We start from the raw sequence: 15,988 nt of genomic DNA, 5'->3' as shown, positions 1-15,988 counted from the left end.
TTGCGCTGTTCAAAAGTGAGCCGCTGTAAGAGCGGAACCATAAGTGGCCGTTACCTAAATAACGGATATACACCCAAACCCCAGCCATAAAAAAAGGCACGACCCTCACAGGTCGCACCCTCTTCACAAGCCCAAGAGCTGTCAGCTACCCAAAGCCTTGGAAGCCAACCAGAACAACCCGGCCGAAAGGCCCACAGTCGCCGGCAGCGTCAACACCCAAGCCATCAGAATGGTCTTGACGGTGCCACCTTGCAGCCCGCTCTTGTTCGCCACCATGGTCCCCGCCACACCCGAAGACAACACATGGGTCGTGGAAACCGGCAAGCTGAAGATGTTGGCCAGGCCAATCATGCTGGCCGTGGTGATCTGCGCCGACATACCCTGGGCATACGTCATGCCCTGCTTGCCGATCTTCTCACCAATGGTCAGCACCACACGCTTCCAGCCCACCATGGTGCCCAGGCCCAAGGCCAGTGCCACCGCCAGGATCACCCAGAACGGCGCGTACTCGGTGGTCGCCGTCAGGTCCTTGCGCAACTTGTCCAGGTCCGACTTCTCACGCGCATCCAGGCCTGGCAACTTGCCCACCTTCTTCGCGGTGTCATCCAGGCACAACAGATAACGACGCACTTCAATCCGGTGCTCGGCGGTCAACGAATGGTAGTCAGAGACACCTTTCAAGGTCCCCAGCAGGGCGTTGATCGTCGGTTCAGTCTGCTGCGGATTGCACTGGAACTTGCCCGGCAAATCGTCTTTCACGCTTTTGCCCAGGGCCAGGAACTCACCGAGGGTTTCTTGATTGCGCTGGTAGAACTGATTCAAGTGCAGCGTGGCGTCGCGGGTGCGCTCGATCTGGTAAGTGGTGCTGCCCAGGTCCAGTACGAACTGCGCCGGCACGATACCGATCAGCACCAGCATGATCAGGCCAATACCTTTCTGCCCGTCGTTGGAGCCGTGCACGAAGCTCACGGCCATCGCCGAAATCACCAGGACCAGGCGGTTCCAGAACGGCGGGTGCTTCTTGTCGTCGAGCTTGCGGCGCTGATCCGGTGTCTTGTGCATCTTCGACAGCGGGCGCCACCATTTCAGGCCCAGCAGCACCAGGGCGGCTACCACGAAACCAGCCATCGGCGAGAACACCAGCGAAGCGCCGATATCGATCGCTTTCTGCCAGTTGACGCCGTCAGCCAGGGGAATGTCGTTGATCAGGGCGTTGGCCAGGCCGACACCGAGGATCGAACCGATCAGGGTGTGGGAACTGGACGCCGGGATCCCGAAATACCAGGTGCCGAGGTTCCAGGTGATCGCCGCTGCCAATAATGAGAAGACCATGGCCAGACCGTGGCCGGTGTTCACATTGATCAGCAACTCCACCGGCAGCAAGTGCACGATGGCATACGCAACACCGACCCCACCGAGCAACACGCCGAGGAAGTTGAACACCCCGGAGAAGAACACGGCCAGATGCGGAGGCATGGCTTTGGTATAGATGACTGTGGCAACCGCGTTAGCGGTGTCATGAAAGCCATTGATGAACTCGAAGGCGAGGACAAAGGCCAGGGCGAGCAACAGGCTCACTAGAACCCAAGCATCCAGTCCGCTGAATAAATCGATCATGAAGGTTTTCTGACCCGGTCGTAAGGGGGCGCGATTATGCCAGAAAACATCGGTAATCAATGCACTAGCTGCTCATCGGTAACATTCTTCAACGAAAAAAAATGGGGGGGAGGCGTGCATCCCGGTGTTTTCGGGGCTTTGGCAAGTGATTGATTTATATGGAGGATCCATCAAATTCGCGGGATAAAGCGCCGGAAGGGAATAACTGAAACAATCGTATGAAATTTCGCTAAGGCCACATAACGGGCTTCCCTCCACCAGCGTGGTACTGGCAGAGAGATGGCACCTTTGGAAGCTCAACCCGAAACGCTTATGGCTCTTCGGCTTTGAGGTCCTGTTCAATCTTTTGGATTTCCTGGGCAAAGGCCTGGTCGAGCAGGCTGGCTCGTTTGCGCCATGGCTTGCGTTCAGGTTCTGGCTGGGCGGCGTAGGTGGTGACTTCCCCGCCGTAAACATCCTTGTAACGTTGTTCCTGGCGCTCAAGTTCCGCGCGCAGTTCGTCTTTCGTCACATTGTTACCTAATTGAGTTGAGTTTGATTCCGGCGAAACGCGATGCCGGGAAGTCGCCGCCGGTATACCGTCAATCTGAAGATCAGCGTGGAAAGGTATACAGGAAAAACCACTTCTTTATTGCACGCGGCCACGATACCGGAGAAGAGCAGTTGTCGTAGCAACAGTTTTCTTGTCACAGCCACAAGCAGTTGGCAGGCATTCGAAATGTGTGTCAGGTACTTGCGGCGGAGCCTGCACGCAGCCGGTGCACGACTGGGTGAAATCTATCCTCGGGGTCAGGCGAGGCTGGCTCCTGCACAGGATGCATTATAGCCACGCGCTTGAATAACACTATCGCCAACAAGTTAAAAATCGTCAACTTTGCGTGAGGGTTTTGTTACGCAGGTGTGTGGGGTATTTGCTGAACTATTGGCGCCATAAATCATGCAATGTTCTACAGGCGTTAATCAACCTTAACTTCTCTCGTACATCAGTCGATTCTGAAAGGCACTCAAATGGATGTAGAGGGGTTCCGGCACCGGTCGGCGGTGACAAATTGCGATAATCGAATGACCGTCCGATAATCGCCCAATGTTGGTTGCCCTGCCTTGTGCAGCCATTGCACGGCGGCTTGTAATAGCGGTCACCCCCCCGCAGCGGTTAAAAATAAGAGAAAGGACCCCAAATGAACGATCAATTGCGCAACTCCTTCGCATCAGTGGCGCCGCCGATCGTTGCGTCACCGGCCAAGCGCATCCAGGCGTTTACCGGTGATCCGGATTTCATGACCTCCCTGGCACGCGGCCTGGCCGTGGTGCAGGCATTCCAGGAGCGCAAGCGCCACCTGACCATCGCCCAGATCAGCCACCGCACGGAAATCCCCCGCGCTGCCGTACGCCGTTGCCTGCATACCCTGATCAAACTCGGCTACGCCACCACCGACGGGCGTACCTATTCGCTGTTGCCCAAGGTGCTGACCCTCGGCCACGCTTACCTGTCGTCCACGCCCCTGGCCGTTTCGGCGCAGCCTTACCTGGACCGCATGAGCGAGCAGCTCCACGAGGCGTGCAACATGGCAACCCTGGAAGGTGATGACATCCTCTACATTGCCCGCTCCGCCACCACCCAACGCCTGATTTCCGTCGACCTTTCCGTGGGCGGCCGTCTCCCGGCCTACTGCACCTCCATGGGCCGTATCCTGCTGGCGGCGCTGGATGACGCCTCGCTGCAGGACTACCTCGACCACGCCGACCTGCAAACCAAGACCAGCCGCACCCTCACCACCCCGCAAGCCTTGCTCGAATGCCTGCAGGAAGTGCGGCAGCAGGGCTGGTGCATTGTCGACCAGGAACTGGAGCAAGGGCTGCGTTCCATCGCCGTGCCGGTGTACGACGCTTCGGGCCAGGTCCTGGCGGCACTGAACGTCAGCACCCATGCCGGGCGGGTCAGCCGCAGCGAGCTGGAGCAGCGTTTCCTGCCGAGCATGCTCAGTGCCAGCCAGGAGCTGAGTGCGCAGCTGTTTGCGTAAGCTGTTCGGTGACCGCACAGATCCCGGCTGGATGAATTGACGGTGTTTCCCAAGGCTTATTAATGTGCGGCAGCGCTTCAAGGCGCCGCCCCAATAATAATGACGACTCAAGGTCGTTCGCCCGCCCATCGGTGTGGAAATAAAAATAATGAATCAGCCTTCACCTGCTGTCGGTACTTGCCTGGACGTTCAGTCCTTCATCAACGCCCAGCCGCTGTCGCGGTATCAGTGGCGAGTGGTGATCCTGTGTTTTCTCATCGTCTTCCTCGACGGCCTCGACACCGCCGCCATGGGCTTTATCGCCCCGGCGCTGTCCCAGGACTGGGGCATCGACCGCGCCAGCCTCGGCCCGGTGATGAGCGCCGCGTTGATCGGCATGGTCTTCGGCGCCCTGGGCTCCGGCCCACTCGCCGACCGCTTCGGGCGCAAGGTGGTGCTGGTGGGGGCGGTGCTGGTGTTTGGGGCCTTCAGCCTGGCCTCGGCCTACAGCAGCAACGTCGATCAACTGCTGATCCTGCGCTTCCTCACCGGTCTCGGCCTGGGCGCCGGCATGCCGAACGCCACGACACTGCTCTCCGAATACACCCCGGAACGCCATAAGTCGCTGCTGGTGACCAGCATGTTCTGCGGCTTCAACCTGGGCATGGCCGGTGGCGGGTTTATCTCGGCCAAGCTGATCCCGGCGTATGGCTGGCACAGCCTGCTGATGATCGGCGGCCTGTTGCCGCTGATCCTCGCGGTGGTGCTGCTGTTCTGGCTGCCGGAGTCGGCGCGTTACCTGGTGGTGCGCAATCGCGGCACCGACAAGGTGCGCAAGACCCTGGCGCCTATCGAGCCGGGCATCGTCGCCCAGGCCTCGAGCTTCAGCGTGCCCGAACAGAAAACCGTCAAGGCGCGCAACGTGTTCGCGGTGATCTTCTCCGGCACCTACAGCGCCGGCACCTTGCTGTTGTGGCTGACGTATTTCATGGGCCTGGTGATTGTTTACCTGCTGACCAGTTGGCTGCCGACCCTGATGCGCGACAGCGGCGCCAGCATGGAACAGGCCGCGTTTATCGGTGCGTTGTTCCAGTTTGGCGGCGTATTGAGTGCGGTCGGCGTGGGCTGGGCGATGGACCGGTTCAATCCCCACAAGGTCATCGGCACTTTCTACCTGCTGGCCGGGGTGTTTGCCTACGCGGTGGGGCAGAGCCTGGGCAATATCACGCTGCTGGCGACTCTGGTGTTGATTGCCGGCATGTGTGTCAACGGTGCGCAGTCGGCGATGCCGTCGCTGGCCGCACGTTTCTACCCGACCCAGGGCCGCGCCACGGGCGTGTCGTGGATGCTCGGCATCGGCCGCTTTGGCGCGATCCTCGGGGCGTGGATGGGCGCGACCTTGCTGGGCCTGGGCTGGAACTTCGAACAGGTGCTGACCGCCCTGGTGATCCCGGCGGCATTGGCCACCACCGCGGTGGTGATCAAGGGCATGGTCAGCCATGCCGACGCTACCTGAAACGGACCGATAGCAAGACAACAATCCGTTCGATAATCGAACACTCAGTCGATTATCGGATTGTTTGGCCCCGACCCCCGGCTTAATCTTCAAGCACTTCGGCGCTGCCTCCAGCGCCTTTTTCGATCGATACCGGGAGCCCACCCCATGGCTGAAATCCTTTCGCTGGCTGATGCGGTAAAGCAGTTCGTGAATGACGGCGACACCGTTGCACTCGAAGGCTTTACTCACCTGATCCCTACGGCGGCAGGTCATGAAATCATTCGTCAGGGCAAGAAAGACCTGACGCTGGTGCGCATGACGCCTGACCTGATCTACGACCAGTTGATCGGCGCCGGCTGTGCACGCAAGCTGATTTTCTCCTGGGGCGGCAACCCGGGCGTGGGTTCACTGCATCGCCTGCGGGACGCCGTTGAAAAGCAATGGCCGCAACCGCTGGAGATCGAAGAGCACAGCCACGCCGACCTGGCCAATGCCTACGTCGCCGGTGCCTCCGGCCTGCCATTCGCGGTGTTGCGCGCCTACGCCGGCTCCGACCTGCCCAAGGTCAACCCGCTGATCAAGACCGTGACCTGCCCCTTCACCGGTGAAGTACTGGCGGCCGTGCCGTCGGTGCGCCCGGACATCACCGTGATCCACGCGCAAAAGGCTGACCGCAAGGGCAACGTGCTGCTGTGGGGCATCCTCGGGGTGCAGAAGGAAGCGGCCCTGGCGGCCAAGCGCTGCATCGTTACCGTTGAAGAAATCGTCGACGACCTCAACGCGCCGATGAACGCCTGCGTGCTGCCGACCTGGGCCCTGACTGCCGTGTGCCATGTGCCGGGTGGCGCGCATCCGTCCTACGCCCACGGTTACACCGAACGTGACAACCGTTTCTACCAGGCCTGGGACCCCATCGCCCGGGACCGTGAGACGTTTACTGCGTGGATCAACGAATACATCCACGGCACCGCCAATTTCAGTGAATTCCAGGCCAAGCTGGCCACCGCGCAGGAGGCCAAATAATGGCTTACTCGACCAACGAAATGATGACCGTCGCCGCCGCGCGCCGCCTGAAGAACGGTTCGGTGTGCTTCGTCGGCATCGGCCTTCCCTCCAAGGCTGCCAACCTGGCGCGCCTGACGTCGTCGCCGGATGTCGTGCTGATCTACGAGTCCGGCCCGATTGGCGCCAAGCCTTCGGTGCTGCCGCTGTCCATCGGTGACGGCGAGCTGGCTGAAACCGCTGACACCGTGGTGCCGACCGGTGAGATTTTTCGCTACTGGCTGCAGGGCGGGCGCATTGACGTCGGCTTCCTCGGCGCGGCCCAGGTCGACCGTTTCGGCAATATCAACACCACCGTGGTCGGTGACTACCACCAGCCCAAAGTGCGCCTGCCAGGTGCCGGTGGCGCGCCGGAGATCGCCGGCTCCGCGAAGAGCGTGCTGATCATCCTCAAGCAGTCGGCCCGTTCGTTTGTCGACAAGCTGGACTTCATCACTTCGGTCGGTCACGGCGAAGGCGGTGACTCGCGCAAACGCCTGGGTCTGCCAGGCGCCGGTCCTGTAGGGATTATTACCGACCTGTGCATCATGGAGCCGGAGGAGGGCAGCCACGAATTTGTCGTCACCGCCCTGCACCCCGGCGTGACCCGTGAGCAAGTAGTGGCCGCCACCGGTTGGGCGATTCGTTTTGCCGACCAGGTGACCACCAGCGCCGAACCCACCGAGATTGAACTGACTGCCCTGCGCGACCTTGAGGCACGCACCGCTGCCGCCCACGGCCAAGCCCCCGGAGAAGCCTGATGCGCGACGTATTTATCTGTGACGCCATTCGTACCCCCATCGGCCGTTTTGGCGGTGGCTTGTCCACCGTGCGCGCCGATGACCTGGCGGCACTGCCGATCAAGGCGCTGATGGAACGCAACCCATCGGTGGACTGGAACGCGGTGGACGAAGTGTTCCTCGGCTGCGCCAACCAGGCCGGCGAAGACAACCGCAACGTGGCGCGCATGGCGGCATTGCTGGCCGGCCTGCCGGAGAGCATTCCCGGCGTTACCCTGAACCGCCTGTGCGCTTCGGGCATGGACGCGATCGGCACGGCCTTCCGCGCCATCGCCAGCGGCGAGATGGAACTGGCGATTGCCGGTGGCGTCGAGTCGATGTCCCGCGCGCCGTTCGTGATGGGCAAGGCCGATGCGGCGTTCTCGCGCAACATGAAGCTGGAAGACACCACCATCGGCTGGCGCTTTATCAATCCGTTGATGAAGGCCCAGTACGGCGTCGACCCGATGCCGCAAACCGCTGACAACGTGGCCGACGACTATAAAGTCTCCCGCGCCGACCAGGACGCCTTCGCCCTGCGCAGCCAGCAACGTACGGCCGCTGCACAGGCCGCCGGTTTCTTCGCCGAAGAAATCGTACCGGTGCGCGTCGCCCACAAAAAAGGCGAAACCGTGGTCGAGCACGACGAGCATCCACGGGCCGATACCACCCTGGAAGCCCTGGCCAAACTCAAGCCGGTCAATGGTCCGGAAAAGACCGTCACCGCAGGCAACGCCTCTGGTGTGAACGATGGTGCCGCCGCGCTGATTCTGGCCTCTGCTGAAGCCGTCAAAAAACACGGCCTGACCGCCCGCGCCCGGGTGCTGGGCATGGCCAGCGCCGGTGTGGCGCCGCGTGTGATGGGCATCGGCCCGGTGCCGGCGGTGCGCAAACTGGTGGAACGCCTGGGCCTGGCGGTAACTGATTTCGATGTGATCGAACTCAACGAAGCCTTCGCCAGCCAGGGCCTGGCCGTGCTGCGCGAACTGGGGATTGCCGACGACGCACCGCAGGTCAACCCGAACGGCGGCGCGATTGCCCTTGGCCATCCGCTGGGCATGAGCGGTGCGCGCCTGGTACTGACCGCGCTGCATCAGCTGGAAAAAACCGGTGGCAGCAAAGGCCTGGCGACCATGTGCGTCGGTGTGGGCCAAGGCCTGGCCCTGGCGATCGAACGCGTTTGAGACCCACAAGAATAAAGAGGATTGCTCCATGAGTGACAAGCCCGGATACCGGCGCCCGCAAGCGGGTACTCAGCCTGACTACCTGCACCCGGCCTACCAGTCGACGAACCTGCGTTCGCCGTCCAAGCCGTTGGTGTTCCTGCCCCATTCCCTGTCGGAAATCACCGGCCCGACCATCGGCGCCGAGCGCGTCAACGAGAAGGACAACGACCTGACCGCCCAGCACGAAGGCGAGCCCCAGGGCGAACGCATCATCATTCACGGGCGCGTGCTGGATGAAAACGGCCTGCCCGTTCCCGGCATCCTCGTGGAAATCTGGCAGGCCAACGCTGCCGGCCGCTACAACCACAAGCGCGACCAGCACGACGCACCGCTGGACCCGAACTTCACCGGCACCGGGCGTACCGTCACCGACGCCGACGGCTGGTACCAGTTCCAGACCATCAAGCCCGGCGCCTACCCGTGGGGCAACCACCACAACGCGTGGCGCCCGGCGCACATCCACTTCTCGCTGTTCGGCCCGAGTGTGCTGACGCGGTTGGTGACACAGATGTATTTCCCCGGTGACCCGCTGCTGGCCTATGACCCGATCTACAACTGCGTCCCGGACACGTCCGCCAAGGAGCGCCTGATCGCCTCGTTCGATCTGGAAAAAACCATTCCGCACTATGCCCTCGGCTACCGCTGGGACATCGTCCTGCGCGGCCGCGACGCCACGCCGATGGAGAAATGAGATGAGCCTCAACGCGACTACTTCCCACACCGTCGGGCCGTATTACCACATTGGCCTGACCTGGCTGAACCGCGAAGACCTGACCGTTGCGGCCACCCTCGGCGAGCGCGTGGCGATCACCGGGCAGGTGGTGGATGGCAATGGCGATGTGGTCAACGACGCCATGCTGGAAGTCTGGCAGGCCAATGCGGCCGGCAAGTACGACCATCCTGAGGATGAGCAGGACAAACCGGTGGACCCGAACTTCGAAGGCTTTGGCCGGGTGCCGGTGGATGCCGAAGGGCGTTTTCGCTTTACCACCATCAAGCCGGGCAGCGTGCCGGGGTTGAAGGGCACGACCCAGGCGCCGCACCTGGTGGTGCTGGTGTTTGCCCGTGGGCTGGTGAAGCACCTGCTGACGCGGATTTACTTTGACGGTGAAGCGGCGAATGGGGATGACGCGCTGCTGGCGTGTGTGCCGCAGGAGCGCCGCCGCACGTTGATCGCCAAGGCGGATGCGGCGGGTGTGTATCAGTGGAATGTGATTTTGCAGGGCACAGACGAAGAGACGGTATTCTTCGATTATTGAGTGTGCTGCGGATCTATCGCAGGCAAGCCAGCTCCCACAGGGGAATGCATTCCAAATGTGGGAGCCGGGCTTGGCCGCGATGAGGCCGGCCCAGGCAACAAATATCCAAAAGTCTGCTTGCGGAACATGGTTGTTGCAAAGTATGTCTAGGCTATAACCGTTCCCACTGAGTGAAAAAACATGACAACAAAAACCAGCCACTACACCGGAGAAGAACGCAGCAAAAGGATTTTTGCGATTGTCGGTGCCTCTTCCGGCAACCTCGTCGAATGGTTCGACTTCTACGTCTATGCCTTCTGCGCTATCTATTTTGCCCCGGCGTTTTTCCCGTCGGACGACCCCACCGTGCAACTGCTGAACACCGCCGGCGTGTTCGCCGCCGGCTTCCTGATGCGCCCTATCGGCGGCTGGCTGTTCGGCCGGGTGGCGGATAAACACGGTCGCAAGAATTCCATGATGATCTCGGTGCTGATGATGTGCGCCGGTTCCCTGGTCATCGCCTTTTTGCCCACCTACAAAGACATCGGCGCCTGGGCCCCGGCCCTGCTGTTGGTCGCCCGGTTGTTCCAGGGCCTGTCGGTCGGCGGCGAATACGGCACCACCGCCACCTACATGAGTGAAGTCGCCCTCAAGGGCCAGCGCGGGTTCTTCGCCTCGTTCCAGTACGTGACCCTGATCGGCGGGCAACTGCTGGCGGTGTTGGTGGTGGTGATCCTGCAACAGATCCTCACCGAAGAAGAACTGCGGGCCTGGGGCTGGCGCATTCCGTTCGTGATCGGCGCCATTGCGGCGGTGATCTCGCTGTTGCTGCGTCGCACCCTGAAAGAAACCACCAGCAAGGAAATGCGTGAAGACAAGGACGCCGGCAGCATTGCCGCGCTGTTCCGCGATCACAAGGCGGCGTTTATCACTGTGCTCGGCTACACCGCCGGCGGCTCGCTGATTTTCTACACGTTCACCACCTACATGCAGAAGTACCTGGTGAACACCGCCGGGATGCACGCCAAGACCGCCAGCTACATCATGACCGGCGCGCTGTTCTTCTACATGTGCATGCAGCCGGTGTTCGGCATGCTGGCGGACAAGATTGGCCGCCGTAACTCGATGCTGTGGTTCGGCGCCCTGGGCACGCTGTGCACTGTCCCCATCCTGTTGACCCTGAAAACCGTCAGCAGCCCGTTCCTGGCTTTTGTGCTGATCACCCTGGCCCTGGCCATCGTGAGCTTCTACACCTCCATCAGCGGCCTGGTGAAAGCCGAAATGTTCCCGCCACAAGTACGCGCACTGGGCGTGGGCCTGGCGTATGCGGTGGCGAACGCGATCTTCGGCGGTTCGGCGGAATATGTGGCCTTGGGTCTCAAGTCCATGGGCATGGAGAACACCTTCTACTGGTACGTCACGGCGATGATGGCGGTGGCGTTCCTGTTCAGCTTGCGCCTGCCCAAAGAGGCGGCGTATTTGCACCACGATCTGTAACCGGCTGGCGCATGCCCGTTGCCGGGTATGCGCCACCTAGGGATGTGTTATGACGATGCGCACGAGCAACCAACTGTTCGACGCCTACTTCACCGCCAACGGCATGGCCGAAGTGTTCTGCGACCAGGGGCGTTTGCAGGGCATGCTGGATTTCGAAGCGGCGCTGGCCCGGGCTGAGGCTCAGGTCGGGTTGATCCCGCAAGCGGCCGTCGCGCCCATTGCCCAGGCCTGCCTGGCTTCTCTCTACGACGTAGATGCCCTCGGCGACGCCATCGCCACCGCAGGCAACTCTGCGATTCCGTTGGTCAAGGCCCTCGGCAAGTTGATCGCCAGCGAAGATGCCGGCGCCGAACGTTATGTGCATCTGGGCGCTACCAGCCAGGATGTGATGGACACCGGCCTGGTGCTGCAACTGCGCAGTGCGGTCGAGCTGATCGAACATGATCTGGCGCGGTTGGGGGACATTCTTGCCGCCCAGGCCCAGCGTTACGGAACAACTCCTTTGGCGGGCCGGACCTGGCTGCAGCATGCAACGCCGGTCACGCTGGGCATGAAGATCGCCGGTTGGCTCGGCGCAGTCACCCGCAACCGGCAGCGCCTCAGTGAGCTCAAGCCGCGTTTGCTGGTGCTGCAATTTGGCGGTGCTTCCGGAACCCTGGCGGCCCTCGGTGAACAGGCGATGCCGGTGGCGCAAGCACTGGCCGCCGAGTTGCAGCTGGGCCTGCCGGAGCAACCCTGGCACACCCAGCGCGACCGCCTGGTGGAGTTTGCCTCGGTGCTCGGTTTGATCGCCGGCAGCCTCGGCAAGCTGGGTCGCGACATCAGCCTGCTGATGCAGACCGAATCGGCGGAAGTGTTTGAGCCGTCGGCCCCCGGCAAGGGCGGCTCTTCGACCATGCCCCACAAGCGCAACCCGGTGGGCGCTGCCGTGCTGATCAGCGCTGCCACGCGAGTGCCCGGCCTGGTGGCAACGATGTTCAGCGCGATGCCCCAGGAACACGAACGCAGCCTGGGCCTGTGGCACGCCGAATGGGAAACCCTGCCGGAGATTTGCCGGCTGGTATCCGGTGCATTGCATCAGTCGCTGCTGGTCAGCGAAGGCCTGGAAGTCGACCCCCGGCGCATGGTCCAAAACCTTGATCTGACCCAGGGCCTGGTACTGGCCGAAGCGGTCAGCATCGTCCTCGCCCAGCGCCTGGGCCGCGAAACCGCGCACCATCTGCTGGAACAATGCTGCAAACGCGCCGTCGCCGACGGGCGCCACCTGCGGGCGGTGCTGGGGGATGAACCCCAAGTGACTGCCGAGCTTTCGGCGGCCGAACTCGATCGTCTGCTGGACCCGGCGCACTACCTGGGCCAGGCGCACACCTGGGTCACCCGGGCCGTGGCCGAACATTTTGCTTTGACTGCCTGAGGAGGCTGCTGTGGGATTTGTACAACTCGCCGATGGCGAACTGAACTACCAACTCGATGGCCCCGAAGATGCACCGGTACTGGTGCTGTCCAACTCCCTGGGCACCGACCTGCATATGTGGGACATCCAGATCGAGGCGTTCACCCAGTACTTCCGGGTGCTGCGTTTCGACACCCGCGGCCATGGCAAGTCGCTGGTCACCGAAGGCCCCTACAGCATCGAGCAGTTGGGCCGTGACGTGTTGGCGCTGCTGGATGCGTTGCAGATCGAGCGCGCGCATTTCTGCGGGTTGTCCATGGGCGGCCTGATCGGCCAGTGGCTGGGGATCAACGCGGGTGAGCGTTTGCGCCGGCTGGTGGTGTGCAACACCGCCGCGAAGATCGGCACGCCGGAGATCTGGAACCCGCGGATCGAGATGGTCCTGCGCGACGGTGCGGCCGCGATGGTTGCCCTGCGTGATGCGTCAATTGCCCGCTGGTTCACCGCCGACTTCGCCGAGGCTCATCCTGACCAGGCCAAGCTGATCACCGATATGCTGGCGGCGACTGATCCCCAGGGTTATGCCGCAAACTGCGCGGCCGTGCGCGACGCGGATTTCCGCGAGCAACTGGCGTCGATCAAGGTGCCGACCCTGGTGATCGCAGGCAGCGAAGATGCGGTGACGCCGCCGGCGGGTGGGCACTTTATCCAGGCGCATGTGCAGGGCGCCGAGTATGCCGAGTTCTATGCCGCGCACTTGTCCAACGTGCAAGCCGGTGCGGCGTTCAGCGACCGTGTGCTGGAATTTCTGCTATCGCGCTGAGTATCGCTGAACCCTGTGGCGAGGGAGCTTGCTCCCGTTGGGCTGCGTAGCAGCCCCTGAGCAGCCGCAACCCAACTATTTGTAAAACCCTGCAGCGGCCTCACTGGGGTCGCTGCGCGACCCAACGGGAGCAAGCTCCCTCTCCACAGGTATGTGCCTGTCGTCACCGTTGCATGAGGAGCGTTTTGTGGACGAGAAACAACGTTATGCCGAAGGCCTGCAAGTGCGCCGCGAAGTGCTGGGCGACGCCCACGTCGACCGCAGCCTCAACGCCCTGACCGAGTTCAACAGCGAGTTCCAGGAAATGATCACCCGCCACGCCTGGGGTGATATCTGGACCCGCCCGGGGCTGCCGCGGCATACCCGCAGCCTGATCACCATCGCCATGCTCATCGGCATGAACCGCAGCGAAGAGCTGAAGCTGCACCTGCGCGCCGCCGCGAGCAACGGTGTGACCCGCGCCGAGATCAAGGAAGTGCTGATGCAGAGCGCGATCTATTGCGGGATTCCGGCGGCGAATGCGACGTTTCACTTGGCCGAGTCGGTGTGGGATGAGTTGGGGGTAGAGTCGCGCGCCTAGTGCGAGTCAGCGTCCCACACCCAATTCCACACACCTGGCAGGTGCACCACTTCGTCGGCGCTTTTTACCGTGCGGGCCATGGCGGCTCGCTGCAAGGTTGCCCGGTCGGTGTAGAAAGGCTGTGTGGCGAGGGGCACGCCATTGATATGGGCGCTGTCCAGCAGGATTTGCAGGTATTCCTTCAAGTGCCAGGCGGTGTAGCGGTTGATATCGTGGAAGGTCACCACCACCGGGATCACGCCGTCCACCGTCGGTAATTCGCCTTTGGCGATGCGCTCGCGCACCACCGAGAGTTGGCGTATCAGGTTTTCCCGTCGACGCGGGCTGCCGTTGAACACCCAGATCACCCCATCGTTTGCACTCAGATCGGTCAGCAACACATGCATGCCGTGTTGCTGATAGGCGGCGAAGGTGCGCTTGTCGTAGTTCCAGAACGGCGGGCGTACCAGTGTGGGCGGTTGGCCGGTGATGGAGGTGAGGGTCGACGAACCCAGGCTGAGGTAGTGCTCCAGTTCAGCCGGATTCTGCAAGCGATGGTTGCTGTGCCACGGGGTCGCGGTGTGGAAGCCCAGGATATGGCCGGCCGCGTATTCGCGCTCCATGGTCTTGTAGCCCCGCGGGTTGCCGCCGGAGCGGGGCGCCTCGGTCTGCAGGAAGAACACCGCCTTGATCCCCGGCTGTATCGGGTTGTTCGCCAGGTCCGCCATCACCGAACGGCTGGGGTTCATGAAGCCCGAGGCGCTGGGGCCGTCATCGAAGGTCAGCAAAAAACGGATCGGCGCCTCGGTTTTCAGGCGTTGTTCAGTTTGCGGTGTCAGCGCCAGAGGCGGGCCGATGCAACCGCTGAGGCTCAGGGCCAGGGCTAGTGCGGCCGATACGGTGGCGAAGTGTTTCATGGCGGACTCGAATGACATTGGCTGCTGGGGCGGGTCATCCATGACACGCGCGCACCATACAACAAGACTGTCGAGGCTTTACAGCAGGCTTATCGGGTAACTGACGATCAACCGGTTTTCATCAAACTCGTTGTTGTTGTAGTCCCGGCGCATGCTGGAGTTACGCCAGCGCACATTGAGATTCTTCAGCGCTCCGCTCTGCACCACGTAGGCCACTTCACTTTCCCGTCCCCATTCCTTGCCATCGGTCACCGTGCCGCTGTGTACGTTGCTGCCGCTGATGTAGCGGTTCATCAGCGTGAGGCCCGGAATACCCAGGGCGGCGAAGTTATAGTCATGGCGTACCTGCCAGGATTTTTCCTGGGCGTTGTCGTAGCTGGCGTTGTAGCTGTCGTTGGCCAGGGTGCCCCCGCTGGTGCCGTTGACGCGCATCCAGGCGCTGTTGCCGGTGAGTTTTTGCAGGCCGACATAGAACGTGTTGCCGCCGTATCGGGCCGAGAACAGTCCGGACCAGGTCTTGTTGTCGAGGTCACCGGCGCGGGCGCTGCCGTCGTCCTTGCCATAGAAGAACCCGAGGTTGGCGCCCAGGGTCCAGTCGCCCACCGGTTGGCTGTGGATCAGGTTGAGGTATTGCTGGCTGTAGATGTCCTTGAGTTGGGCGTTCCACACACCGATCTGGGTGCGTTTGTCGTTGAAGGCATATTCGCCGCCCTGGAAGTTGAAGCGGTCGGAGGTGAACGCGGTTTTCCCGAACATGGACATGTCGGTCATGCTGCTGTCGTCCCGTGGGCTGTTGGCGCGGAACTGGCCGCCGTACAGGGTCAGGCCGTCGATTTCCTTGGAGGTGATTTGCCCGCCGCGCAGGGTTTGCGGGAGCGAGCGGCCATCGTCCGAACGCAGGATCGGCAGCACCGGCATCCATTCGCCGACTTTCACTTCTGTCTTTGAAACCCGTGCCTTGAACGCCACGCCCAGACGCCCGAATTCATCCGCCGGGCGGCCATCGTGGTCCAGCGGCAACAGCTGGGTGCCACCCGTGCCGCGTCCGCCATCGAGCTTCAATGAGTACAGGCCCAGTACATCCACGCCGAAACCGACGGTGCCCTGGGTGAAGCCGGATTTGGCGTCGAGGATGAAACTTTGCGTCCACTCCTGTGCGCCGCCCTGGGTCTTGCTGGGGTTGGTGTAGTTGCGGTTGAAGAAGAAATTACGCAGGTTTAGGTTGGCGCTGGCGTCTTCCAGGAAGCCGTGTTCTTCAGCGACAACGGGGAGGGCAATGCTGGCGACAGCGGTTGCCAGCAAAAGCCGGCGCGGGTCGAAAGTGCTCATGGTGTCAGACCTGTTGTTATTGGGGTTATGCAGGTGGCGGCCATGGTGCGGGGCGGTGCGGGGGCGATGAA

Annotated in this window: 15 protein-coding genes; 11 read left to right on the top strand and 4 right to left on the bottom strand. The window is 62.0% G+C overall.

Going from position 1 to position 15,988, the window contains the following annotated elements; translation table 11 throughout:
• Positions 1-141: 141 nt before the first annotated feature.
• Together AC3WKX_RS32595 and AC3WKX_RS32590 are read right to left on the bottom strand one after the other, a co-directional pair.
• Complete coding sequence (locus AC3WKX_RS32595) at positions 142-1,617, bottom strand: inorganic phosphate transporter (protein ID WP_003219836.1); 1,476 nt, start codon at positions 1,615-1,617, stop codon at positions 142-144.
• 310 nt (positions 1,618-1,927) lie between these two features.
• Positions 1,928-2,128 carry a hypothetical protein gene (locus AC3WKX_RS32590; RefSeq protein ID WP_003219834.1) on the bottom strand — a complete coding sequence of 67 codons (201 nt, stop codon included), beginning with the start codon at positions 2,126-2,128 and terminating at the stop codon, positions 1,928-1,930.
• Between the two features lie 667 nt (positions 2,129-2,795).
• On the opposite strand from AC3WKX_RS32590, the gene pcaR reads away from it, so the two are divergent.
• From pcaR to pcaC, 11 genes are all read left to right on the top strand, one after another.
• On the top strand, positions 2,796-3,638 hold the full coding sequence (gene pcaR, locus AC3WKX_RS32585; protein WP_003219833.1) for a pca regulon transcriptional regulator PcaR: 843 nt from the start codon (positions 2,796-2,798) through the stop codon (positions 3,636-3,638).
• Between the two features lie 148 nt (positions 3,639-3,786).
• Positions 3,787-5,133 carry a 4-hydroxybenzoate transporter PcaK gene (pcaK, locus tag AC3WKX_RS32580; protein ID WP_003219832.1) on the top strand — a complete coding sequence of 449 codons (1,347 nt, stop codon included), beginning with the start codon at positions 3,787-3,789 and terminating at the stop codon, positions 5,131-5,133.
• 147 nt (positions 5,134-5,280) lie between these two features.
• Complete coding sequence (locus AC3WKX_RS32575) at positions 5,281-6,138, top strand: CoA transferase subunit A (RefSeq protein ID WP_003219830.1); 858 nt, start codon at positions 5,281-5,283, stop codon at positions 6,136-6,138.
• Entirely contained in the window at positions 6,135-6,917 is a 783-nt protein-coding gene (locus AC3WKX_RS32570; RefSeq protein ID WP_172834582.1) for a CoA-transferase subunit beta, read from the top strand. The genes AC3WKX_RS32575 and AC3WKX_RS32570 overlap by 4 nt, the downstream gene beginning before the upstream one ends.
• A complete protein-coding gene (gene pcaF, locus AC3WKX_RS32565) occupies positions 6,914-8,119 on the top strand; it encodes a 3-oxoadipyl-CoA thiolase (RefSeq protein ID WP_173883074.1) in 1,206 nt (401 codons plus the stop codon). The genes AC3WKX_RS32570 and pcaF overlap by 4 nt, the downstream gene beginning before the upstream one ends.
• Positions 8,120-8,147: 28 nt before the next feature.
• Positions 8,148-8,852, top strand: coding sequence for a protocatechuate 3,4-dioxygenase subunit beta (pcaH, locus tag AC3WKX_RS32560; RefSeq protein ID WP_003219824.1), 705 nt, complete (start codon positions 8,148-8,150; stop codon positions 8,850-8,852).
• 1 nt (position 8,853) lies between these two features.
• Positions 8,854-9,420 (top strand): protocatechuate 3,4-dioxygenase subunit alpha, encoded by a 567-nt coding sequence (gene pcaG / locus AC3WKX_RS32555; RefSeq protein ID WP_003219820.1) that lies wholly within the window; start codon positions 8,854-8,856, stop codon positions 9,418-9,420.
• A gap of 180 nt (positions 9,421-9,600) precedes the next feature.
• The gene (locus tag AC3WKX_RS32550; protein WP_003219818.1) at positions 9,601-10,896 is read left to right on the top strand and encodes an MFS family transporter; all 1,296 of its coding nucleotides are present in this window, start codon (positions 9,601-9,603) and stop codon (positions 10,894-10,896) included.
• Between the two features lie 49 nt (positions 10,897-10,945).
• Positions 10,946-12,310 carry a 3-carboxy-cis,cis-muconate cycloisomerase gene (locus AC3WKX_RS32545; protein ID WP_102606342.1) on the top strand — a complete coding sequence of 455 codons (1,365 nt, stop codon included), beginning with the start codon at positions 10,946-10,948 and terminating at the stop codon, positions 12,308-12,310.
• A gap of 10 nt (positions 12,311-12,320) precedes the next feature.
• Positions 12,321-13,112 carry a 3-oxoadipate enol-lactonase gene (gene pcaD, locus AC3WKX_RS32540; RefSeq protein WP_003219815.1) on the top strand — a complete coding sequence of 264 codons (792 nt, stop codon included), beginning with the start codon at positions 12,321-12,323 and terminating at the stop codon, positions 13,110-13,112.
• A gap of 187 nt (positions 13,113-13,299) precedes the next feature.
• Positions 13,300-13,692 carry a 4-carboxymuconolactone decarboxylase gene (gene pcaC / locus AC3WKX_RS32535; protein WP_003219813.1) on the top strand — a complete coding sequence of 131 codons (393 nt, stop codon included), beginning with the start codon at positions 13,300-13,302 and terminating at the stop codon, positions 13,690-13,692.
• On the opposite strand, the gene AC3WKX_RS32530 is transcribed toward pcaC, so the two are convergent.
• A complete protein-coding gene (locus tag AC3WKX_RS32530) occupies positions 13,689-14,588 on the bottom strand; it encodes a polysaccharide deacetylase family protein (protein ID WP_166742188.1) in 900 nt (299 codons plus the stop codon). The two genes, pcaC and AC3WKX_RS32530, sit on opposite strands and share 4 nt — an antisense overlap.
• A gap of 78 nt (positions 14,589-14,666) precedes the next feature.
• Complete coding sequence (locus AC3WKX_RS32525; protein WP_008431143.1) at positions 14,667-15,917, bottom strand: OprD family porin; 1,251 nt, start codon at positions 15,915-15,917, stop codon at positions 14,667-14,669.
• Between the last annotated feature and the right edge of the window lie 71 nt (positions 15,918-15,988).

It is taken from the genome of Pseudomonas sp. GP01-A4 (assembly GCF_058780865.1).
The sequence above is the reverse complement of the archived record's forward strand: the minus strand, read 5'-3'. Positions and strand labels throughout refer to the sequence as shown.